Genomic DNA, 20,954 nt, shown 5'->3' on the forward strand with positions numbered 1-20,954 from the left:
TTCGCGGTCGTGCCCGGCGGCTACCCGGCCTTGTGGCGCTGGTAGTGGCGGGCGACGCGTATCCGGTTGCCGCAGCGGGCGGCCGAGCACCAGCGGCGGCGCGGATGAGTGGGCAGGAAGAGCATTACGCAGTCATCGGCTTCGCACTTCCGGATCCTGGTGACCTCAGGGTCGGCCAGCAGTTCGGCGGCGGCCTCGGCAAGGGATGCGGCCAGTTGCCGCCCGGGGGACCCCTCGCGCCGACGAGTCGCGGTCACGACCGACCCGCTCCACGCCAGCTCCTTGATCGCCGACGCGGCACGCTGGGCCTGGTTGAGCGCCTCCAGGTCGGACACCGAGGGCTCCTCGCCTCGGCGAACCTGATCAAGGGCGCGCGCCGTGTGCTCCCGTACAGCCTGCACGGCGGCCAGATCCGCGGCACTCACCTCGTGCGGCACCGCCTCCGGGAGGCGGTCGGCCTGCAGGACCCACCAGGCGTGCAGGTCACCCGGCGTGGCGAGCTGATCGCCGACGGTCGGCCGGGTGTTGACCAGGTCCAGCGCCAGGGGTTCTCCGGTCAACGGTACGAGATCACTCATAGGCCTAATGGTACGTCTACGAATTGACGCGTTAGCCATCCCCGGCGTATACCTGTCTGTGCGGCTAATGCATCAGATGCCAACTCAGGGATTAGTCATGCCTGCTTCGACCGCCCGTACCACCCACCGCTTCCTGGACGTCGACGGTGTCCGCGTCTTCTACCGGGAGTCCCTCCCCGAGCGGGCCGACGCGCCCGTGCTGCTGCTCCTGCACGGCTTTCCGTCCGGCTCCCACCAGTTCCGCGGCCTCATCGACGCCCTCGGCACGCACTACCGACTGATCGCCCCGGACTACCCCGGCTCCGGCCACACCCAGGCCCCGGACGACTTCACCTACTCGTTCGACCGGCTCGCCGACATCACCGAGGGCTTCGTGCAGCGCCTCGGACTCGACCGGTTCGTGATGTACGTCTTCGACTTCGGCGCGCCCGTCGGCTTCCGCATCGCCGAACGCCACCCCGAGCGGGTCGCCGGGCTCGTCGTGCAGAACGGCAACGCCTACGCCGAAGGGCTCTCCGACACCGCCCGCGGCCTCCTCGGCCTGACCTCCGACACCCCCGGCGCGCAGGACGCCGTCCAGGCCGTGCTCACCCTCGAAGCCACCCGCAGCCAGTACGAGACCGGTGTCCCCGCCCCCGACCTGGTCGCCCCGGACGGCTGGACCCTCGACCAGCACTTCCTGGACCTGCCCGGCCGCAAGGAGGCCCAGCAGGCACTGATCTTCGACTACCACTCCAACGTCGAGCGCTACGACCATTGGCAGGCATGGCTGCGCCGGCACACCCCGCCCACCCTCATCACCTGGGGACGCAACGACCCCTTCTTCACCGAACCCGGGGCCCGCGCCTACCTCCGCGACCTGCCCAACGCCGAACTCCACCTCTTCGACACCGGCCACTTCGCCCTCGAGACACACCTGCCGGAGATCGCCCCGCTGATCGCCGACTTCCTCGACCGCACCTGGAAGTAATCCCGCCCGCGTACCGGAGGGCGTCGCCCCGGAAGGACAACAAGGACAACGATGATGGCCAAGAGCAGCACGCACGAGGGCGAGCAGGCGATCCAGCGGCAGGCGGGTGAGGGCGGCTCCGGATGGGGCTCTCCGATGTTCGGCCCGGAGATCCCCCGGGGATTCGTGCCGTTCCTCAGGGACCAGCGCTTCCTCGTCCTCGGCGGGGCCGACGACGACGGCGCGGTCTGGTCGAGCATCGTCGACGGACCGACCGGCTTCGCCCGGCCGGTGGGCGAACGGACCGTCGTCATCGACGCGTTGCCCACGTCCGGTGATCCGCTGCGCGAGGCCTTCCGTACCGAACTGAACGAACGGGACATCGGTGTGCTCGCCCTCCAGCCGCAGACGCGACGCCGGATCCGGATGAACGGAGTCGCCAGGCGCGACGGGGAACGGCTCGTCATGCGGACCGAGCAGGTGCTGGGCAACTGCCCCAAGTACCTTCAGACCCGCACCATCAGGGAGACCGCACCAGCGGGCGCCGGACCGGTCGCAACCGGTGAGGCACTCGGCGAAGACCAGCGGCGGTGGATCGAGGACGCCGACACGTTCTTCATCGCGAGCCTCTCACCCGAGCACGGAGCAGACTCCTCCCACCGCGGCGGCATGCCGGGCTTCGTCACGGTCGTCAACCCACGCAAGATCATCTGGCCGGACTACACCGGCAACCAGTTCTACATGACCCTCGGCAACCTGCACCTCAACCCGGCGGCCGGTCTCCTCTTCCTGGACTGGGAGAACGGCCACACCCTGCAGCTGACCGGGTGGGCGCGGACCGTATGGCCCCCCACCGGAACCCATAGTGATCCCCGGGCCCAACGGATGGTCGAGTTCGACATCGCCAAGGTGGTGCAGATCGCCCACGCCAGCTCCCTGAGGTGGGAGTTCCACGCCTACTCACCGGTGAATCCGCCCGCGGGCGGATGACAACCAGCCCCGGAGGAGGGCTTCATGATCGCGGGAGCAGCGCCGACAGAACATGAGCGACCCCCGGATTCACCGGCACCGGGCGATGATGGGCATCGGGCTGTCCCCTGAGGAACAGCAGGCCAATCCGTCGACCACAGCCAGGCGACGGCCACGGCCGAGCCGCGTCCGAGCGCGGTTGCCGCAGCTGGTCTCCGCACCGCATCGCGCCTCGCCCGCCACCGCGGACTACTTGCCGGGCATCCCGAGCCTCCGAAGTTCCTGGCGCAGCAGGGGAGTCAGCGCCTCGGCGTAGGCCTCGGCGATATGGCTCTCGTCGCGGTAGACGAACGTGTCGCCGACGACCACCGGGCACCGGCCCGGCCGCGGGCACAGCCAGGGTTTCGGGTCGATCAGGGCGGCACCGGCCCCGCGGGCGCCCTGCCGGTTGGCCTCCCGACGGATGGGGTCCCTGATCGCTTCGCGCTGGTTCTGCTCGCAGTCTTCGAGGTGCAGGGGGTAACTGGACGCGCACTCAACGGCGTCGCCCTTCGGCCATGGGTTGTCGAGCAGTACGGCCACATGGTCCGCGGCACCGACCAGCCGCCGGTAGACGCGTTCATAGCCCGCCGCCCAGTCCCGCAGCGGGTCCTTCAGCCCCTTCGCCGACTCGCCCGCCTCGGAGGAGGAGACCACGACCCAGCATCGGCTCCAGGTGCGCGATCCGCTCCAGTGCATGTTCGCGCCAGGTGTCGCATGCCTTGTACGGCCGGTGGTTGTTGACGATCGTGATGTCGGCGGTCTTGCAGGACGCCTTCGTCAGGGACACCAGCTTCCACCCCTGCTGCCGGCTCAGCTGCTCCATCGCCGGGACCACTGCGCGGCGTGGGAGTCCCCGTACAGGACGACGACCTTGTCGGAGGTGCGGTCCCCGTAGACGCAGGCGGGCGACGTGGTGGCGGCGTAGTTGACGTGGCAGCTGTCGCGGTAGGCGGCCGACCGTTGCTTCTTGATGTCGGGGAGTGCCGGGGACAGGTTGCGGGGCACGCCGGTCACGGACTCGGCGATGAGTTCGGCGAGCCGGGCCTGCGGATCCTGCGCCCCGGCGAGGGCTTCCCGCACCATCACCGACCTCGAACGCATCGGACGACCAACCGGCGCCTATGTCCGGAACAAGAATGACCAATGGTGCCGGACCAAAACCACCGAAAGCCCATACCAGCTGGTGTCCGACGACGGCGCAGGCTACGTACCCGACTTCCTCCTCACCACCGTGCCCCGCCCCTGGGCCGCCGGACCTCCCGGCCGATTCGGCTCCGACTTCTCACGCTTCGCTCCGGAAGCCGCCAAACGGCAGGGGAAGAACGGCTACGCACACACAGCCGTGCGCCTCACCACGATCCCCACCGCAGAGAACGCCGATGCTGACCTCATCGGAAAGGCGGGCGTCGTGCTCATCAACCAGGGCGTCAGCGGGGACGGCCGGCAAACCGAGCCCACCCCCCTCCGGCTGGCAAGACAGATCGACACCAACCACCCCTACTATCGGCGCAGCTGCGAAGAGCCCCAAGACCCCACGCCGCCAGCCCAAGCCCCGGACAGTTAGTCCGAACTGTGACTGAGCGCCGTACCTGGCCAGACTGGCCAGGTACGGCGCTCAGTTAGGTGCACCAGCGCGAACCAGGTCGTTGAAAGCAGCCGGACGCGTCAGCTGCGGGACGTTTCCGAGGGTTTGGCCGGCCCTCGCAAAGCGGAGCTCCGGTGGCTTCAGCGGCAGCGCTCTTACTTCCGCTTCCGTGCCCGCTTCGGCTTCCGCTCAATGATCACCGTCTGAGGCGCGGCAGGCGCCTCGTCCTCAGAAGCCGGCTCAAAGCGACCCGGGGTGCTCCTGCGCATCGCCTCGACGTACGGCGGTAGCTCGAAGGTCCGCTGGTCTCGATCGACCGGGATCTCTCCGAGGTGCCCCGAGGCGTCCCGTGCCCCGCGGGCGCCACCTCGCCGGGTGAGCACATCAAGCGTGCCGTGGACACGGTCGACCCAGTCACCGCGGTCCAACCTGGGGTGCCAGCGCTCCTCCCCTCGCTTGGAGTCCCAGGGCGGGAACCCAAAGGCGTACGACCAGGGGACGGCCGCTGACAGGTACCTCTGTACGCGGAATCTGGCAGCGGCGGGTGCGGCGATGTCGCTGAGCTTCTTGACGTCCAGGGTAGAGATGATGGCGCAGCCGTAGTGGCGAGGCTCGGCGTGCTTGCAGTCCTTGTACGAACTCAGCCCTGGGCAGGCGTTCCACTGGGCCGGCGGCGCCCAGTACGTTCCTTCCTCGAAAGTGCCCTCGGGCCAGCCGTTATAAAAGACGTGAAACGCGTAGCGGGCCTGATCAGGGTTACATCCCTTGATCAACGTGTCGTACTGGAACGCGTCTTCGCCTGCTCCACGGTGCTTCAGCATCCGGTAGGTGTTGTCCTCGTAGACGCGCTTGGCCTGGATGCGAAGGCAGATCCACCCCGCCTGGTCGTCTCCAATCCACCACTCCCAGTCAGCGCCCGAATTCCGCTCTTGCACCTGGTTGCTTTGGTAAGTCAGCAACCCAGGGACTTGGTTCTGGAGCGTAAAGAGCAGGTTGTCCGTGACAGCCGTCTCGTCGAACCTGCGCCCGGGAAGACGCCCGAACTCGATGCGTCCCCAGGTCTCTATCGCTGCCGTGTCCATGGCCGTGCACAGGGCTCGGAGACTTTCTATCGCCATAGTGGCACTCTTCCATGTTGGAGCGATCAGCACGGGGCGTTGCGTGAGTTGGACGGCGCGCTCGGCCCCCGCACATTTCTGAGGGTGTGCGGGTCCAGCAATCCCCGGCGCCGCCGTTACTGACCTTGCTGGCGTGATGTCGCGGGCTGACAAACGGTGGTTGTCGCGGTAGGCCGGTTACATGAGGTATCCACAAGGGGGCGGGCTGACCGCGGAGCGGCGGGCGTTTCGCGAGCACATCCGGATGCAGGCCGCCGAATTATTCGCTCTGGGACGCGACAATGCCGCGGTCGCCAAGCGGTTACGTGTCAGTGTGCGGTCGGTACAGCGGTGGCACCAGGCATGGGAGCACGGCGGAACGGCAGCCCTGGAGTCGAAGGGGCCGGCGTCCACGCCCAAGCTGAGTGAGGCCCTGTTTGTGGTGCTCGAGCAGGAGCTGGCCAGGGGACCGGTAGCGCACGGCTGGCCGGACCAGACCTGGACGCTGGCGCGGATCAAGACGCTGATCGGGCGCCGGTTCCACAAGAGCATGACACTGTCGGCCATCGCGCAGATGCTGCACCGGCATGGCTTCAGTCACCAGGTCCCGGCCCGCCGCGCGGTGGAGCGCAACGAGGAAGCCGTCACCGGCTGGGTGAAGGAGACCTGGCCTCAGGTGGAAACGCCGTGGCGGCGCTCGGGGCCTGGCTCTGCTTCGAAGACGAGGCCGGCTTCTCGATGACGCCGCCCACCACCCGCACCTGGTCCCGGCGCGGGCACACACCCGTCATCCGGGTCCGCGGACGTTCCCAGCGGCGCATCTCCATCGCCGCTTTGGCCTGCTACAAGCAGGGCGAACGCTCCCGCCTGATCTACCGGCCCAAACGGCACGCCGACCACAAGCGGGGCGGCAGACGCAGTTTCACCTGGACCGACTACCGCGACCTGCTCATCACCGCCCACCAGCAGCTCGGCGCGCCGATCGTGCTCGTGTGGGACAACCTGAACGTCCACAGAGACCGCCGGCTGAGGAAGTTCATCGACACCCACGACTGGATCACCTGCTACTTCCTGCCGGCCTATGCGCCGGATCTCAACCCCGTCGAGGCCATCTGGTCACTGGTGCGGCGCAGTAGCCAGGCCAACACCGCCTTCACCGACCCCGACCACCTCATGCGTGCACTTCGGCACGGTCTCCGCGCGATCCAGTACCGCAGCAACCTCATCGATGGATGCCTCGCCGAAACCGGCCTCACCCTGACGACATCACGGCAGCAATTCAGTAGTTGGCGAGTCCGGGCGCCAGACGGTCCCCGCCAGGCACAGCCACTGACCAGCACGTAGATGATCGCCGCGAACAGCGTCTCATCAGGCGTGTCCTGCGTCCCGCCGCCCTGTGGCCGCACCTTCGACGGCGGGATCAACAGCTTGGCGGTCTCCCACAACCCGTCGGGAACAATCCAGCACCGCCCAGCCGCGGGCGCGGCGCAGGGCGGTGTCCGCAGCCGTACGCCTGCCCACACCCCGATGGCAGGGTGCAGAGGACACCGCAAGAAATACGACAGAAGATGTCGAGTTTTGTGGAGACAGTGGGGGCGCCGGTCGGTGTCGTGGTGGCGCGGGCCGGGACGACGGACAGACAAGGACCCTCATGCGTGAGACACCCGACGATCTCCACCGGCTCCAAGCCCTCCTCGACGCCTCGCTCGCCCGCTCCACGGCGCACCTGCGGTCGATCATCAGCAGCGAGCGCACGCTCACCGCCGAGCAGCTCACCGGTGTGCTCACTGGCATGTGCACGCTTGCGCTGTCCACCGTGACGGCAAAGGGCGAGCCGCGGGTCAGCGGCGTGGACGGGCACTTCTTGCACGGCAAATGGCACTTCGGCACCGCGCGCGGCGCCGCCAAGGCACGGCACCTCGCCGCCCGGCCCGCCGTCAGCGCCGCGCACATGCGCGGGGAGGACCTGGGCGTGTTCACACACGGCACCGCGGAGGTCCTCAACCCCCGAGACGGCGAGCCGGCCGCCGACTGGCCGGACCTGCTCGCGCACCTCCGGGACTTCTATGGCGACGACGCCTTCGACTGGGACAACGACGTGGTCTTCTACCGACTGCACCCGCAGTGGATGGCCGTGTTCGCCCCCGACCTCGCCAAGCTCGGCGGGAAGGCGGACGAGGCGTGACCCCGCCCGTACCAGACACGCGCATGCCGGCCCCACACGCTGCCGGGGCCGGCAAGACGCGCGACACCATCGACGTCGTGGGCGCCCGCACCAACAACCTGCGCGACGTGTCCGTCAGCATCCCCAAAGGCCGCCTCGTCGCCTTCACCGGCGTCAGCGGCAGCGGCAAGACCTCACTCGCCATCGACACCCTGCACAGCGAGGCCCAACTGCGGTATCTGGAGGGCCTTTCGCCGTTCGTACGCCAGTACATCACCCAGCGCAACCGCCCCAAGGTCGACCGCATCCTCGGCCTCAGCGCCACACTCGCAGTCGACCAGCGCCGCCTGAACCGCAACCCCCGCTCCACGATCGCCACCATCACCGGGATCGATGGGCACCTCGGACTGCTCTACTCGCGCCTCCCGCGGATCGGCCCGGACACGGACACGGACCCGGCCGCGGACGCCGGCGCCCTGACCACTGCGCACTTCGACCGCCACACCCCCGAAGGCAGCTGCCCGGACTGCCACGGCGTCGGCGGACGCTGGCAGGCCCAGGAAGACCTCGTCATCACCCGCCCGGACCTCCCCCTCTTCGAAGGCGCCTCCCCCTGGTACGCCAAATGGCGGTCCGGAGAGCACATGTTCGTCCCCGCACTCGCCGCCAAACGCGGCGTGGACCTCGACCGCCCCTGGCAGTCGCTGCCCGCAGCTTTCCAACACCAGGTCCTGTACGGCACCGGCAAGGAGACGGTCGAGGCCACCATCGACATCCCGAACAAGAACGAGACAGCTCGTATGACCTACACCTCCAGCCAACCGCTGCGCGGCGCGCTCGCCGAGGTGGAACGGGTGTTCGTCAACGCCCAGACGGCCGACGCCAAGCAGCGCTACCTCCCGTACATGCGCAAGCAGCCCTGCGGCACCTGCCACGGCAGCGGATTCGATCGAGTCGCCCGGTCCGTACGTCTCGGCGGCCTGACCTACCCCGAGCTACTGGACGTGGATGTACGCGAGGTCCGCCGCTGGGCCGGGCACGTCGCCGACTCCCTCGACACCCGGCAGCGCACCGTCGGCGAGCCCCTGCTGCAAGACCTCGGACGCCGGATCCGCCTCCTGGACCGGCTCGGCCTGGCCCACCTGCAGCTGTCCCGCAGCGCCGCCACACTGTCCGGCGGTGAGTTGCAGCGCACCCGGCTCGTCGCTCAGCTCGGCACCGAGCTGAGCGACGTCATCTTCGTCCTGGACGAACCCGGCGCCGGGCTGCACCCGGCGGACAAGAATCACCTCCTTGGCATCGCCCTGGAGTTGCGCGAAGCCGGCAACACCGTCCTCCTCGTCGAACACGACCCCGAACTGATCGCCCGCGCCGACTGGATCGTCGATATGGGCCCCGGCGCGGGCCGCCTCGGCGGCGAGGTCCTGGTCTCTGGCTCACCCGCCCTGGCCGCCGCCAACCCCACCTCGGCCACTGGCCGCTACCTGGCCGGCAACGGGCCGCGGCTGCGCCGTACCCCCCGCCCGGTCCGCGATGACGCCGACTGGGTGGAACTGCACGGCCTGCGCGCCCACAACACGGCCGCGGAGCTGCTGCGCCTCCCTGCCGGGCGGCTCACCTGCCTGACCGGGGTCAGCGGCAGCGGCAAGAGCAGCGTCCTGGGCGCACTCGCCGCGGGCGCGGCGGCCGCCCTCAAAGGCACGGCCGCCGACACCGTGCGCGAGGTGACCGGACTCGACGGATTCGGCTGGGTCGCCGTGGTCGACCAGGAACCCCTCGGGCGCACGCCGCGATCCAACCCGGCCACGTACAGCAAGGCGTTCGACATCGTCCGCAAACTGTTCGCCGCCACCGATACGGCACGCGCGCGCGGCGTCGACGCCTCCTGGTTCAGCTTCAACACCACCGGTGGCCGCTGCGAGACCTGCACCGGCTACGGCCGCAGGCTCGTCGACATGCACTTCCTCCCCGACATGTGGGTGGTGTGCGACACGTGCGACGGCCGGCGCTACGGACCCGAGGCCCTGGAGGTCACCTACCGGGGGCTGTCCGTCGACCAGGTGCTGGACCTGACCGTCGCCGAGGCCGGGGAGGTCTTCACCGAACCCCGGCAGCTCGCGGAGATTCTCACTGCGCTCAACCGGGTCGGGCTCGGCTACCTCCGACTCGGCCAGAGCGCCACCGAGCTGTCCGGCGGCGAGGCCCAGCGTCTCAAACTCGCGTCCGCGATCCAGCGCGGCGCGGCGAGCCGCAAGGCCGGCCTCGTCATCCTCGATGAACCCGTCTCAGGCCTGCACCCGTCCGACATCCAGCGGGTCGTCGACGCGCTCGACATGCTGCTCGACTCCGGCAACACCGTCGTCGTGGCCGAACACGACATCCCCGTCGCCGCGTCCGCGGACTGGGTGATCGACCTCGGACCGGGAGCCGGCCCCAACGGAGGCGCAGTGGTTGCGCAGGGCACCCCCGACACCGTCGCCGGCGCGGACACTCCCACCGCGGGATACCTGCGCCGGTACGCGGCCGGCCTGCCACTCCTGGACGCCTCGGAGGACGCACGGCGCTGACGTACGGCGTGCCGGCGCGACCGGCAGGGTCGCATGCGTGGTCCGCGGCGGCTGTCCGTTCGCCACGGGCCACGCATGGCTTGCACCGGGACCGGGGCAAGCCCGAGCCGCCGCTTATCTCCGTACACGACCACAACTCACAGTCGCCAGACCACGGCTCGCCAACTACCGATCAAATCCGCCAACTACCGATCAACGTCACAACTGGTGCTATAGGGGTCGAAGCGGGCCCCCTTGTCGACTCTGGTCGGCCCGACCACGGACCCCTTGTCCGATTCGGCGTGGGCCGCCAGGAGCGGGCGTTTCTCCTGGACCAACTTCGCTACCGGCCGCCATCAGGTCGCGGACAAGGGGTGGGTGTTCACGATGGCCGCCGCCCGCCCGCAGGAGGGGCATGCAGCGGCCACCGAGCCATCGGGGCGGCTTCTCCCCTCGCGCGGGTGCGCCACCGGCCGTCACAGGGCCGGTGGAGGAGGCCAGACGCAAGGGAGAGACCCGGGATGATGACCGAACACAGGCGCCCGCCGTACCCTGACCGCGCCGCTGACCGGCGAGCCGCGGGCCCCGCGCCGGGAGGGATGGTCGGCTGGACAAGCCGCCGCAGTCTCCTGCCGCCGGCGCTTGCGATCCCACTGCCGTACCCACTTCCGTGCCCGGCACGAGAGCTGACCGCATTTCCCCAGGCCACCACGGCTTTTCAGTGCTGGAGCGCGCCGTCACAACCCTCTTCTCTCCTCCTCTCACTGACCAAGCCCTGGGAAATAGGTGGGGGTGGGGTGTCAGTGGTGGAGGCGATCACCGGGATCAGGGCGCATTTGGTGCCCTCTGCGGCCGGGCGGGTCCGGCGTCCGGCCGGTGGCCGGACGCGGACGACGGGAGGGCGGGGCTGATGGCGGGCAAGCGCAAGACGAACGAGGCGGGATCGTCGACCGGGCACCGCGCCGATGCGCTGCGCGTGCTCGGGGTGCTCAAGGCAGCGACGGCGGACCAGATCCAGCGCCTGTCCTCACCGCACCTGACGTACCGGCACACCACCAAGGACACGGCGGCCAAGCGGAAGGAGGCGCGCACCGCCTTCCACCGCGGCGCACTCAACGATCTGCGCAGGCATGGCCTGTCCGTCGACGGCGGCCGCACCCGAGGCGGGGAGGAGGTACGCCTGCTCACCAAGGACGGGCTGGCCGCCGCCGGACTCGAGTTGGACCGGGGGCCGGAGGAGATGGGCGGCATGCCCAAGAGCGCGGGCCGCTCTGGTGCCTCGCACGCGATGACGGTCAACGAGACGGTTATCGCGATGATCCGCCCGAAGCCCGACCTTCACCTGGTGGCCGGTGAGCCGGCCGAAGCCATCGCGGCCGCCCAGGCCTGTGTCGACGCGCCCGACGGGATCGGCAGCATCACCTCCTACGCCACCGAGGTCGCCCTCCCGGCGACCGGCACGTGGAAGAACCCCGGCGTGGTATGTGCCTGGGCCGACATCGTCCTCACCGCCCCAGAGGCCGGCCTGCCGCTGTTGTTCATCGAGGCCGACAACTGCACCGAGGAAGCCCCGATCATCGCGGCCAAGTTCGACAAGTACATGCGCCACTTCCACCGGAAGGTGAAGGACACTGACGGCCAGGACAAGCCGATGTGGCGCACCCGCTGGTCCGCTCCCGATCCCCAGTGGGGTGACGCGACGCACCCGCCGGTCCTGCCCGTCTTCCACCAGGTCGGCAAGCGGACCGTGCTGACGCAGATGGAGCGGGTCGCCGAACTCACCCGCGAGCACTGGCAGGGCCAGAGGGCCGACGGCTTCCATCTCTACAACGGGAAGGTGCCGATCGTGGCGACCACGCTGGAACTGCTGCGCGAGCACGGCCCGGCCGGGCCCGCGTTCCGGCGCTTCGGCCGCGACGACGACCAGAACCTCTGGGACGCGATCGGCAACCCCCGCCGGGACGCCGCCCTCGCCCGCCGCGCCGAAGACGCGCGGCGCCGTCTCGCGAAGGAAGCAGCCGAACGCGAGGCTCAGCGCCCGGTGTGCGCGGACTGCGGGACCAAGTTCACCGACGACCGGTGGAAGGCCATCATCACGGTCGACTGGGGCCGCGGGGACAGCCACCCGCACCTGTGCGACGACTGCAAGGCGAGGGCGCTCGAAGCGGAGCGGCAGGCGGAACAGGCCGAACGCGAGCGCCAGGAACAGGAGCAGCAGGAGGACGAGCCCACGCCGAAGGCTGGCGGCTGGCGCGCGCTCTTCCGTCCCTGACCCGGGTACGCCTCGTCCGGCGGCGCGGGCAGGACCAGGACAGCCCTGGGCCTGCCCGCGCCGCCTGTGGTGCCGAGAGGAAGGACTCAGCCAGTCTGCTCTTTTGTCCGGTTGAACGTAACGTCCGGTCGGGACCGAGTACCCGGATGGCAGCCACGTGTGGCGCCACGAAGTCACGCAACTGCTGTTCGGCTCGTTCCCGTTCGCCCGCGCTCAGTGCGCGGCGCGCGCACAGCTCGGTGACCTCGATCGGGTAGGTCCGATAGTCCTCGGCCGGCCGGGGCATCGGCACGGAGTACAGGTGTCATCCCCGTGCGGTGGCCCGCCATAGCTGCCGGTCGGCCTCCGGGAGCGTGCCGAAGTAGTCGACGAACATGGCGACCACGTCGGCGGTGAAGTAGGTCGAGGCCCGATCGCCGGCCGCGCATCCCTCGCAGCCTTCCCCGCTGCACGCCGCCAGCCGCTGCTCGTAGCGCGGGACGGCACGCCGCGGGTGCGCCCGCCGCTGCCAGTAGTTGCGCCCGACTCCCAGCCGCCGTACATCGACCAGACCGCCGGCCTCCAGGCGCCGCAAGGCACGACGTACGGAGGCTCGCTGCGCATCGGTGGGCTCGTTCACCGCATAGACGCGACGCGCCAGCGTGGTCACCGAGGCGAACAGAGGGGCGCCGTCCAGTTCGCTGCGGCCCCCTGGCTCCCCGCGCAGGATGTCGAGCACTGCCCGCTGAATCCGCCCCGGTCCACGCGACATACCACCAGCATGCGCCGGTGCGGCTCACCTGAGCAACGAGCACATACCCCCGACGAGGATGTCGGGGCCGCCTCGTCAAAATGGCCCCGGTCTCAGCTACGAAGGCTTAGCGGTCCCGTTGCCTGCCCGCCCAGGCGGCCTGGGGGGCGATCGAGGCGGTCACCAGGTCCCGGCCGCCACGCCGTCGCATGGTGCGAGCCCGGCCGCGCGAACCGGGCTCACGCCTGACCCGACCCCGCGACTGTGATCACCCACACGGGAAGCGCTCGCTCACGCCGCGGCGGCCTCCTTCGCTTTCACCAGGGCGGCGAGCGGGGAGCGCCGGCCTTTCCCGACGCTGCGCAACTGCTCCCAGTCGACCTCGGGGTGCGCGTCGACCACCACATCGACGTCAGCCGTCCGGAACAACGGGACCATCACGGCCCCGGCCCGAGACGTGCCGAAGCGCACCTCACGCCGCTCCGTCGGCCGCACCCACAACAGGTCCCGCATGTAGTCGAAATCGACCCTCCTCACGCCCAGCCGGGCGACGGCCTGGTCTGGCCCGAGCGGCGCCTCGTCGGCAAGGCGCTGCGCCAGGTCCTCGATCGCGCAGACCTCCGTCACCTGGTCGGGGTTGATCAGCACGGCCTCCGGGTTCGTCGTCAGGTTGGCCAGCAGCCCGCAGGCGATGAGCCGGCGCACCGCGAAGGCACTCACGACCGGCGGCTCGCCGGGCACGTTCGGTGTGCCCAGTGCTTGGGCGATCCGGTCCCCGGCCGCGGCGGCGGCGATCGGCTCGTGGGGGAGCGAGGCCCGGATCGCGTCCGCGTCCATCGCCTCCACGGCGGCCCGCGACCACTGCCAGGAGGACACGTCCGGGGCCAGGACGAGACCAGTGTGCCGCGCCCACCGGAAGGCGGCGGCGGGTACGCGCAGGCGCTTCGCGGCCCACCCGGAACGGGCGAACATGACCGTGACAGAACACCTGAGTCTATGTCAAGAGCCTTAAATATGGGCAAGTTGGCTTATTCGCTTAGATCCGCGCCCGCGTACGCGAGGGAGAAATTCACCCGCGCGGGCTGCCTGGCGCCGGGTAGCGTCCCGGGCCATGTACATTGATGTGGACGCCGATGAGGCGTGGGAGCGGCTGCGGGCCAGCCGCTGGAATCCACCGGGCAGGGCCGGGACCGGCTCCCGCCGCAAGACCTATGCGGCGGCCCTGGAGCAGACCGAGCAGATGTTCCGAGCTGCCGCTGTCGTGGGTCCCGCGACGCGCCCCTTGCAGGTCTTCTACGGCCTCAGCCAGGCCGGCCGAGCCATCGCGGCCGCCGCGGTGACCCTCAAGGGTGAGGACTGGCGACTCGTCACCCACGGGATCAAGGCTTCCGGGTTCGACAAGTCTTTCCCCGACATCGAGATCCGCACCGACCCGTCCGGCACCCACGGCAGCTTCGTCCGGGTCAGCGAGGTGCTCGACTCACCGGTGTGGGAGAAGGACGCGGTGCGCCTGGAAGACGTGTGGGACCTGCTGCCGCTGAACCTTGGCTACCCGCTCGGCGGGCGGGAGCGGCCCACCCCGCTTTTCGCGGCCGCGAGCAGCATCCACCACCAGGACCATCCCTTGCTGAGCATCCCCGTGTGTGACATCCCCGACCGGGTCATCGACGCCGGCACTCGCGAGGCGCTGGCCGACTTCCTCACCGCGTACCCCGCCGTCGCCCGGCACGAGAGCTACGTGACCACCCGTGCCTTCAACCTCGGAGCCGAGGCGACACCCGAGTACACCCGCTACGACCACGGCGGCGGCGAACTGGTGGTCAACTGGGAGATGCCCCAGGGCTCGGCAACCGCAGCCGAGCGCCTCGAGTACCTGCTGACCATGACGCGCCCCTACGCGGGCCAGCGGTACTTCCTGCCCGTCCTCACTCCGATGTCCCGCGAGCTGCACCCTCTGATGGCCTGGTGGGCCGTCCTGTACGCCCTGTCGATGCTCGCCCGCTACGAACCCGCGAGCTGGGTGACCAACATCAGCGTCGACAACAGCCAGCACGCCGTCTCGATCGAACGGCTCCTGGAACTCGCCATCACCCACCTGCCCGTCCTGATCGCGGACACCATCACCGAGGTGAGCATCTGATCCAGGGGCCATCCTGGACGACCCGCGGTGGGTCGAGTGGCGCAGCCGCCACACCCACGAGTTCAGCGCCGTCGGGCGACCGGGTGAATCCTGTGAAGGTGCCCGCTGGTGCAAGGGGGTGGGAAATAGGCTTGGTGCCGCGGTCGTCGGGCACGGATCGGCTGCGCCCGTACTATCGCCATTGACGGGAGCCAGGATGGGCTATTTAGACGGTATAGAGCCACGCCTCAGGCAAGCGTTGGAGCTTCGTAAACTCTCCCTCCACGAGCGGGCAGACAGGAGCGGTCACTTCGACGTGTACTGGGATGACGGCATCAAGAACACTCCAGACGACCGCGGGCTCCCTGTCGGGTTTCTGAACGTGTCCGCCCACCCCACCAGCTTTACGCAGCGCAAGGTTGAGGTCTGGTGGGTCAGCGTTTCCAGTCCCGTGGTCCACGAGGTCGCCAGCAGGCTTCCTAACATCAACGAAGCCATCAGCGAGCTCCTCGTCTATCTCCCCGACCGATATTCCTGAACCAACCACTGACGGTGTCCTTGAGTGCCTGTTCCTGCCACTGCACCCTGGAAGACGCGGGCTCAGTAGCCTGATACGAGGCGGGCAGTAAGTGCCTATTTGGGTGCACTGAGACCCCAAGACCGTTCGCGAACGCGGCGCACGTGCCCTGCAGAACCTGCGGATGGACTTCCTCATGCTGCTACCGGGCAACCGCCGCGTGGTGCTGGAAGTCGACGGCATACAGCACTACACACGCAATGGTGGAGCCGAACCCGACAGCGCGAAGTACGCCGCGACCATGGCCGTTGATCGAGACCTGAAGCTCCAGGGCTACGAAGTCTTCCGGTTCGGCCACGACGAACTGCGCGGCCGAGATCGCGCCCGGACTGTGCTCACTCTCTTCTTCCGCGCACTCCTGTGCCGCACCAGTGAGCGGTTGCCGCGGCACGCTACGGGCGACCTCAACCGAGGCCGGACCTACCTGGGCTACTCGAGGATGCCCAGGGCCGTGTCCGGTCGGCAGTGGACGCACGCTGGCACCTGCTGGCGCAGCGCCTCCAACGCTTGCTGCCGGGTGGCCGGACGGCACTGACCGCTTCTGGTACTGCCCAGCACTCATCGGTGTGCCCGGCGTCGACGTTCGACGGTCGAGCCCGGGCTGGATCAGCCACTCAGGAGGAGGTGGCTGTATCTCCTCACCCCGTCGCCGTTCTGCCTCGCGCCGCACTTCCACCGCGATCCAGCCGTCGATCTGAGCGAGGGCCGCCATCGCCTGCTGGACCACCACGCGCGGCGCGAGCAAGCCCAAGGTCACCGTTGGCAAGCCCGCGTTGTCGGTGGCGGCGACGCGACCTCCTTGACGCACGCAGCTCAGCCAGGCGAATTGGGTGGATGCGTATGGAATGCCGCGTCATGCTGTACAAGATTTTGATGTGGGAGGAAACGTGGGACGAGGTCAGCCAGAGAGCATTGATGAGAAGCACCAACGCTGGCTGGAGGCGTACGTGGTGAGGGCCCGCCGCGTGGAGGAGCACTCGCTCGCGGCTGACTGGCATGCTCTTGTGGCGTTGACCCAAATGAAGATCAAGGTCCTCTTCGACAACGGCGAAGTGCGGATCCGGTATGAGCTGCCGCCCGAGGAGGTGGTCGAGTCCGCTGCGGCGCGGCTCAGACCGATCCTTCTGGAGAAGGAGGACTGCTTCCATATGAAGGCGCTGGCAGCACTGGGCTACATCTGTCGAACATCGCCGCAAGACATGGAGTGGATACGGGCTGCGCGTGCTGAATGGCGGACACGGGTGAACCCCTCAACGTGCGAAGAAGCCGGTTACAGGGTCATGGTCGCTGACACTGCCACAGGTGAGGACCACGATCTCGATGCCCACAGGCTGGCCATGGCTTGGATTTATGGCGATGTGGTGCACCACGATCCGGACCGGCGACAGGAAGGCGATGCCTTCGGGCTGCTCGACCGGTTTCGTGCGGCTGTGCCACTTGTCGCCTGGGCCATGGTCGGCACGATTGAGCTCCTGAACTACATCCGATCCCTACGCGAGGCTGGTCTTCTGCAGCTCCGGCAGGAGGTCTTCGACGAGCGGGTCGCCTTGAAGTCGACAGTGTGGGAAGAGACTGCCGAGGTGTTCTTCGCTCCTGTCGGGGCAGAGCCCCCGTCGCTGGCGAGCACCCCAATGCCTGAGGGGTGGCTCCCGCTGAGCAAGGAAACGGACCTCTCGCTTTTCCAACACAGCTTCGGGGGACAACTTCTGAACACGGAGCGTTCACTGTCCATGACGGAACTCCCATCACCTGATGTCGTGGTTCGTTGGTTCTGATCGGTGGCCGGAGGGCTGAGCTGGGCTGATCAGTTGGCTGGTTGGGTCCGGTGGTGTGGTGTGTGCTGGCGGGGTGTTTGGTGTTGCTTGCGGGTGTCGACTGGGCGGGCTTGTGAGCTGCAGATTTCCTGTTCTGGGTGGGTTTTGTGGGTGTTGATCAGTTTGGTCGGGTGGTTGGTCAGGTTCGCTGGGTGGCTGTTGTAGCGGTGTAGGGGTGTGGGTCCGTGGATGCCGATGGTGGTCATCAGGTGTTGCCGGTGGGGGTGGAGCTGGTTCCAGGTGCGTTGTTGGGTGCGGATCCATTTGGTGGTCTGGTTGGGGAAGGGCATGCCGGTTTTGTGGTGGGTGTGGGCTTGGTGCCAGCTGTGGTTCCAGGTGGCTCGCCAGGGCGGGTTCCACCACGGGTCGAGCGCGGTGAGCTGTGGATCGTGGAGCCAGGGGTTCCCGGTTCGTTTCACGTGGGCGTGGGCGGCTCGGCGTTGTTTGTACAGCCACCATCCCAGGGGGAAGCCGTCGTGTTCGGTGCGGTAGTCGGCTGAGGTGAGGTTGCCGTGCTGGGCGGCCCAGGCTTGGGCGTAGGGCAGGCCGGCCGCGAAGGCGGAGGGCGGGTTCTTCAGCCGCGGGCGGGCTGGACGCGCTGGTTGCGGAGGTTTCGGTGGCGGTGCCAGAGCGCGGGCGTGTTCGCTGGTGAGGCCGATCTCGGCGAGCTGCTGTTGCTGCTCGGGGTGGAGGTGGTTGTAGCTGGAGCACTGGGTGAACAGCCATTTCGCTGTGTCGGCTGGGAGCGCGTCGAGGTCGGCCACGGTGGCCAGGGAGCGGCCGGTGGTGTGGGTGCGGGCGGTGAGGTAGGCCTGTTGCCAGCGCGGTCCTCCCGCCGGGTTCCAACGAGCGTCGATGGCTTCCAGTGCTTTGACGCGGTCGTCCGGTAGCCGTCCGCGGGAGGCGCGTTTGCGCTGGTGGGCGAGCCAACGGCCGAGTGGGTATCCGCTGTGACTGGTGTCTGAGGTGATCGTGAGGTCGCCGTGTTGCTGGGCCCAGGCGCGGGCGTGGGCGAGGCCGGCGGCGAAGGATGCGGCTTGGGTTTTGCGGCGGGGTAGGGCGGTGCGGGCGCCTTCGGCGGTGAGGCCGAGACCGGCGAGCAGCTGCTGCTGGCGGGGGTGGAGGTCGTCGTAGACGGCGCACTGGCTGTACAGCCACTGTCCGGTCCAGTCTGGTGTGCCGGGGAAGCCCTCCTCGGGGGCGAGGTTTTGCCCGGGGGTGAGTTGTGTACGGGCGGCCTGGTAGCGGCGGTGCCATTTCATGCCCCAGTGCGGGTTCCAGTACGGGTCGATGCGGGCGAGGCCCTCTTCGTGCGGCCAGGGGGCATCGAAGCGTTCCTGGTGGAGGTTGGCCTGGTGGCGTTGTCGGATGAGCCAGCGGCCGAGGGGGAAGCCGCCGTGCTGAGCGGTGCGGGGAAGATCCAGGCTTCCGTGTTCGGCTGCCCAGGTGCGGGCGTAGCACAGGCCGGTCTCCATGACCGGGTGCTGGGTGGCCGGGTTGGGCACGGCGGTGCCCGCGAGGGGTTCGGTGAGACCGAGGCGGGCCAGGAGGCGCTGCTGGCCGGGCTGGAGAAGGCGGTAGTTGACGCACTGGGCGTACAGCCACTGCCCCGTGCGGTCATCGAAGTTCCGGAACCCGGCTTCGGGGTCGAGGAGGATGCCGGCCGTGACGGCGGCGTGTGCGATGTGGTGCTCGCGCTGCCAGTCGGTGGGCCAGGGCGGGCTCCACGAGGAGTCGATGTCGGTCAGTGCCTGGTTGAGTGCGGGGTCGAGCTGGCCGCGTCGGGCGCGTACCCGCTGGCTGTGTAGCCATTTGCCGATGGCGAAGCCGTCCTGGCGTGCGGAGGTGGGAGCGCACAGGTGGCCGTGCTCGCCGGCGTAGGCGCGGGCGTGGTCCAGGGCGGTGCGCCGGGCTGCTTTGAGATCCCGGCGCCTGGGCGCTGCGCCACGTGCCCGTTCCTGCGTGATGCCGAGTTCCGCGAGGAGCCGCTGTTGTCCGGGGTGGAGACTGCTGTAGCTGGTGCACTGCTCGTAGAGCCAGGTGCCGAGGTTCTCCGTGGTTCCGGGGAATCCGTGTTCGGGCGTGAGCGGCTGCCCGGCCTGCACCAGTGCCTTGGCGCGGTGGTAGATGCGCTGCCACCACAGGTTCCAGGGCGGGTTCCACCACGGGTCGAGGGCGGTGAGGGCTGCGGCGCGTTCGGGAGCGAGTTCGGGTCCTGCGGCGCGCTGGTTGGCGAGCCATAGGCCGACGGCGAAGCCTTCCGTCCGCACGGTGTTGGGCGCGCACAGGTGGCCGTGCTCGGCGGCGTAGGCACGAGCATGGCGCAACCCACGCGCGAACCCCCGGGCCGCGTCTTCGGCGCTGTCCGGGAGCGACACCCGCTCGGGCTGTGCGGGTGTCTCGCCCCGGTCACTGCTTTCTGCCAGGAGCTGGGAAACCGGGGTGGGCCGGTGGGGCGGGGAGATGCGCCACATGCTCTGCGTCTTCGGCTTGTGCCCGGCTTGGCTGCGGACGCAGGCGCGCACCCAGGCGTTCAGCGGCCCTGTCGTGACCGCAGCGAGGCGGTCGGCGATCCACGGCCGCTCAAGACGCCGGGCCAGTTCGCCGACGAGGCGGGGGACATCGGCGAGCGAGTGCGGTTGATGCCGGCCCGCCTCGTCGAGCAGCTGCTGCTGCACCCGCGCGTCGGCCAGGGCCACCGCCAGCGTGACGGCTTCCGGGTAGGGCACCGCATCCCGCGCCGCTCCACGCCACACCAGGCCGTCACCCGAGGCCATCGACCGCAGCCGGTCGGGCCAGAGGGTCTCTTCCGGCCAGCCCTCGTCCCACCACGAAGCCGTGACCGCCTGCGCCACAGCGAACGCTTCGCCGGCGTGCGGGCTGCGCCGCAGCAGCCGTACATGACGACGCTGGGCCGCTGCGATCTGCGGCACGCACCGCACGTCCAGTTGCCCGGGGCCGGCCGTCGCCCCGTCGACGACGGGGGCTTCCAGCATCCAGCACTGGTGCTTGACGCAGACCCGTGCGTGCGGCAGGAGGTAGCGGCGTGCTTCTTCCCGGCCCTGTGTGGCCCTCGCGGTGCAGGCCTGGCATCCGGGGCCGGCCGGCGGGATCGTGCCGGAGGTGCGGACCCAGGCGGCCGGCCCGCTCCCCAGCCTGCTTGAGGGAACCTCCCGGTCCCAGGCCGGTAGGGCACGGCGCAAGTGTTCTTCGGGCATGCGGCAGAAGGCGGCGACCACCGTCCGGGCCTCGGTGTTGAAGACGACTTCGCCGTCGGGCCGCACGGTGAAGAGGTTGGGACGCCGTCCCACGTCCACGAGTGCGCCGATGAGTTCTTTGGCCGTGAGCCGGTAGCGGGAGGCGACTCGGCCCATGTAGGACAGCGTCGTCTCGCCGTGCAGCGGCGCTACCCGCACCGCGCCCAAAGCCAATCTGTGCCGGGAGAGTTCGGGCCGCTCGCACTGTGGCGGCTGCGCCTGCCGCCCGCTGGTGGCCTGCGTCACGGCTGCTCC

Annotated in this window: 20 protein-coding genes and 1 pseudogene; 11 read left to right on the forward strand and 10 right to left on the reverse strand. The window is 69.2% G+C overall.

The genetic code is table 11. The features are described from left to right. Window positions 1–20 precede the first annotated feature (20 nt). A complete protein-coding gene (locus tag ACFZDL_RS43960; RefSeq protein ID WP_353596571.1) occupies window positions 21–578 on the reverse strand; it encodes a CGNR zinc finger domain-containing protein in 558 nt (185 codons plus the stop codon). A 97-nt stretch (window positions 579–675) separates the two neighbouring features. On the opposite strand from ACFZDL_RS43960, the gene ACFZDL_RS43965 reads away from it, so the two are divergent. Next, window positions 676–1,548 carry an alpha/beta hydrolase gene (locus ACFZDL_RS43965; RefSeq protein ID WP_353596572.1) on the forward strand — a complete coding sequence of 291 codons (873 nt, stop codon included), beginning with the start codon at window positions 676–678 and terminating at the stop codon, window positions 1,546–1,548. Between the two features lie 54 nt (window positions 1,549–1,602). Continuing rightward, window positions 1,603–2,517 (forward strand): pyridoxamine 5'-phosphate oxidase family protein, encoded by a 915-nt coding sequence (locus tag ACFZDL_RS43970; RefSeq protein ID WP_353596573.1) that lies wholly within the window; start codon window positions 1,603–1,605, stop codon window positions 2,515–2,517. Between the two features lie 228 nt (window positions 2,518–2,745). Here ACFZDL_RS43970 and ACFZDL_RS43975 read toward each other — a convergent pair whose 3' ends face one another. Next, window positions 2,746–3,234 (reverse strand): SGNH hydrolase domain-containing protein, encoded by a 489-nt coding sequence (locus tag ACFZDL_RS43975; protein ID WP_353596574.1) that lies wholly within the window; start codon window positions 3,232–3,234, stop codon window positions 2,746–2,748. 114 nt (window positions 3,235–3,348) lie between these two features. Beyond that, a complete protein-coding gene (locus tag ACFZDL_RS43980; protein ID WP_353596579.1) occupies window positions 3,349–3,639 on the reverse strand; it encodes a hypothetical protein in 291 nt (96 codons plus the stop codon). Between ACFZDL_RS43980 and ACFZDL_RS43985 the strand changes: the two genes are divergently transcribed. Next, on the forward strand, window positions 3,563–4,102 hold the full coding sequence (locus ACFZDL_RS43985) for an RNaseH domain-containing protein (protein ID WP_353596575.1): 540 nt from the start codon (window positions 3,563–3,565) through the stop codon (window positions 4,100–4,102). The genes ACFZDL_RS43980 and ACFZDL_RS43985 overlap by 77 nt on opposite strands. A gap of 176 nt (window positions 4,103–4,278) precedes the next feature. Here ACFZDL_RS43985 and ACFZDL_RS43990 read toward each other — a convergent pair whose 3' ends face one another. After that, window positions 4,279–5,205, reverse strand: a complete 927-nt coding sequence (locus ACFZDL_RS43990) for a DUF6615 family protein (protein ID WP_353596576.1) — start codon at window positions 5,203–5,205, stop codon at window positions 4,279–4,281. A 217-nt stretch (window positions 5,206–5,422) separates the two neighbouring features. On the opposite strand from ACFZDL_RS43990, the gene ACFZDL_RS43995 reads away from it, so the two are divergent. Beyond that, window positions 5,423–5,962, forward strand: a complete 540-nt coding sequence (locus tag ACFZDL_RS43995; RefSeq protein WP_353597129.1) for a winged helix-turn-helix domain-containing protein — start codon at window positions 5,423–5,425, stop codon at window positions 5,960–5,962. Beyond that, window positions 5,959–6,564, forward strand: a complete 606-nt coding sequence (locus ACFZDL_RS44000) for a transposase (protein WP_353597146.1) — start codon at window positions 5,959–5,961, stop codon at window positions 6,562–6,564. Before ACFZDL_RS43995 ends, ACFZDL_RS44000 begins: the two co-directional genes overlap by 4 nt. On the opposite strand, the pseudogene ACFZDL_RS44005 reads toward ACFZDL_RS44000, so the two are convergent. After that, window positions 6,534–6,725, reverse strand: a pseudogene (locus tag ACFZDL_RS44005) (transposase); the annotation flags it as partial. The gene ACFZDL_RS44000 and the pseudogene ACFZDL_RS44005 overlap by 31 nt on opposite strands. A gap of 146 nt (window positions 6,726–6,871) precedes the next feature. On the opposite strand from ACFZDL_RS44005, the gene ACFZDL_RS44010 reads away from it, so the two are divergent. From ACFZDL_RS44010 to ACFZDL_RS44020, 3 genes are all read left to right on the forward strand, one after another. Next, window positions 6,872–7,405: a pyridoxamine 5'-phosphate oxidase family protein gene (locus ACFZDL_RS44010; RefSeq protein WP_353597130.1), complete on the forward strand. Its 534-nt coding sequence runs from the start codon at window positions 6,872–6,874 to the stop codon at window positions 7,403–7,405. Window positions 7,406–7,428: 23 nt separating this feature from the next. Beyond that, window positions 7,429–9,951, forward strand: a complete 2,523-nt coding sequence (locus ACFZDL_RS44015) for an excinuclease ABC subunit UvrA (protein ID WP_353597131.1) — start codon at window positions 7,429–7,431, stop codon at window positions 9,949–9,951. A gap of 889 nt (window positions 9,952–10,840) precedes the next feature. Then, the gene (locus ACFZDL_RS44020; protein WP_353597132.1) at window positions 10,841–12,202 is read left to right on the forward strand and encodes a replication-relaxation family protein; all 1,362 of its coding nucleotides are present in this window, start codon (window positions 10,841–10,843) and stop codon (window positions 12,200–12,202) included. A gap of 304 nt (window positions 12,203–12,506) precedes the next feature. Here ACFZDL_RS44020 and ACFZDL_RS44025 read toward each other — a convergent pair whose 3' ends face one another. Further along, complete coding sequence (locus tag ACFZDL_RS44025; protein ID WP_353597133.1) at window positions 12,507–12,953, reverse strand: hypothetical protein; 447 nt, start codon at window positions 12,951–12,953, stop codon at window positions 12,507–12,509. Between the two features lie 270 nt (window positions 12,954–13,223). Further along, complete coding sequence (locus tag ACFZDL_RS44030) at window positions 13,224–13,904, reverse strand: hypothetical protein (protein ID WP_353597134.1); 681 nt, start codon at window positions 13,902–13,904, stop codon at window positions 13,224–13,226. A gap of 139 nt (window positions 13,905–14,043) precedes the next feature. Here ACFZDL_RS44030 and ACFZDL_RS44035 point away from each other — a divergent pair, with 139 nt between their 5' ends. Both ACFZDL_RS44035 and ACFZDL_RS44040 read left to right on the forward strand, forming a co-directional pair. Beyond that, a complete protein-coding gene (locus ACFZDL_RS44035) occupies window positions 14,044–15,072 on the forward strand; it encodes a YaaC family protein (RefSeq protein WP_353597135.1) in 1,029 nt (342 codons plus the stop codon). A 196-nt stretch (window positions 15,073–15,268) separates the two neighbouring features. Beyond that, window positions 15,269–15,589, forward strand: coding sequence for a hypothetical protein (locus tag ACFZDL_RS44040; protein ID WP_353597136.1), 321 nt, complete (start codon window positions 15,269–15,271; stop codon window positions 15,587–15,589). A 181-nt stretch (window positions 15,590–15,770) separates the two neighbouring features. Here ACFZDL_RS44040 and ACFZDL_RS44045 read toward each other — a convergent pair whose 3' ends face one another. Together ACFZDL_RS44045 and ACFZDL_RS44050 are read right to left on the reverse strand one after the other, a co-directional pair. Next, a complete protein-coding gene (locus ACFZDL_RS44045) occupies window positions 15,771–16,019 on the reverse strand; it encodes a hypothetical protein (protein WP_353597137.1) in 249 nt (82 codons plus the stop codon). A 38-nt stretch (window positions 16,020–16,057) separates the two neighbouring features. Next, window positions 16,058–16,186 carry a DUF6233 domain-containing protein gene (locus ACFZDL_RS44050; RefSeq protein ID WP_353597138.1) on the reverse strand — a complete coding sequence of 43 codons (129 nt, stop codon included), beginning with the start codon at window positions 16,184–16,186 and terminating at the stop codon, window positions 16,058–16,060. 317 nt (window positions 16,187–16,503) lie between these two features. On the opposite strand from ACFZDL_RS44050, the gene ACFZDL_RS44055 reads away from it, so the two are divergent. After that, the gene (locus ACFZDL_RS44055) at window positions 16,504–17,403 is read left to right on the forward strand and encodes a hypothetical protein (RefSeq protein ID WP_353597139.1); all 900 of its coding nucleotides are present in this window, start codon (window positions 16,504–16,506) and stop codon (window positions 17,401–17,403) included. A gap of 29 nt (window positions 17,404–17,432) precedes the next feature. Here ACFZDL_RS44055 and ACFZDL_RS44060 read toward each other — a convergent pair whose 3' ends face one another. After that, a complete protein-coding gene (locus ACFZDL_RS44060; RefSeq protein WP_353597140.1) occupies window positions 17,433–20,945 on the reverse strand; it encodes a helicase associated domain-containing protein in 3,513 nt (1,170 codons plus the stop codon). Window positions 20,946–20,954 lie beyond the last annotated feature (9 nt).

The sequence above is a fragment of the Streptomyces sp. NPDC007917 genome, assembly GCF_042959105.1.
In the GTDB taxonomy this organism is placed as follows: Bacteria; Actinomycetota; Actinomycetes; order Streptomycetales; family Streptomycetaceae; genus Streptomyces.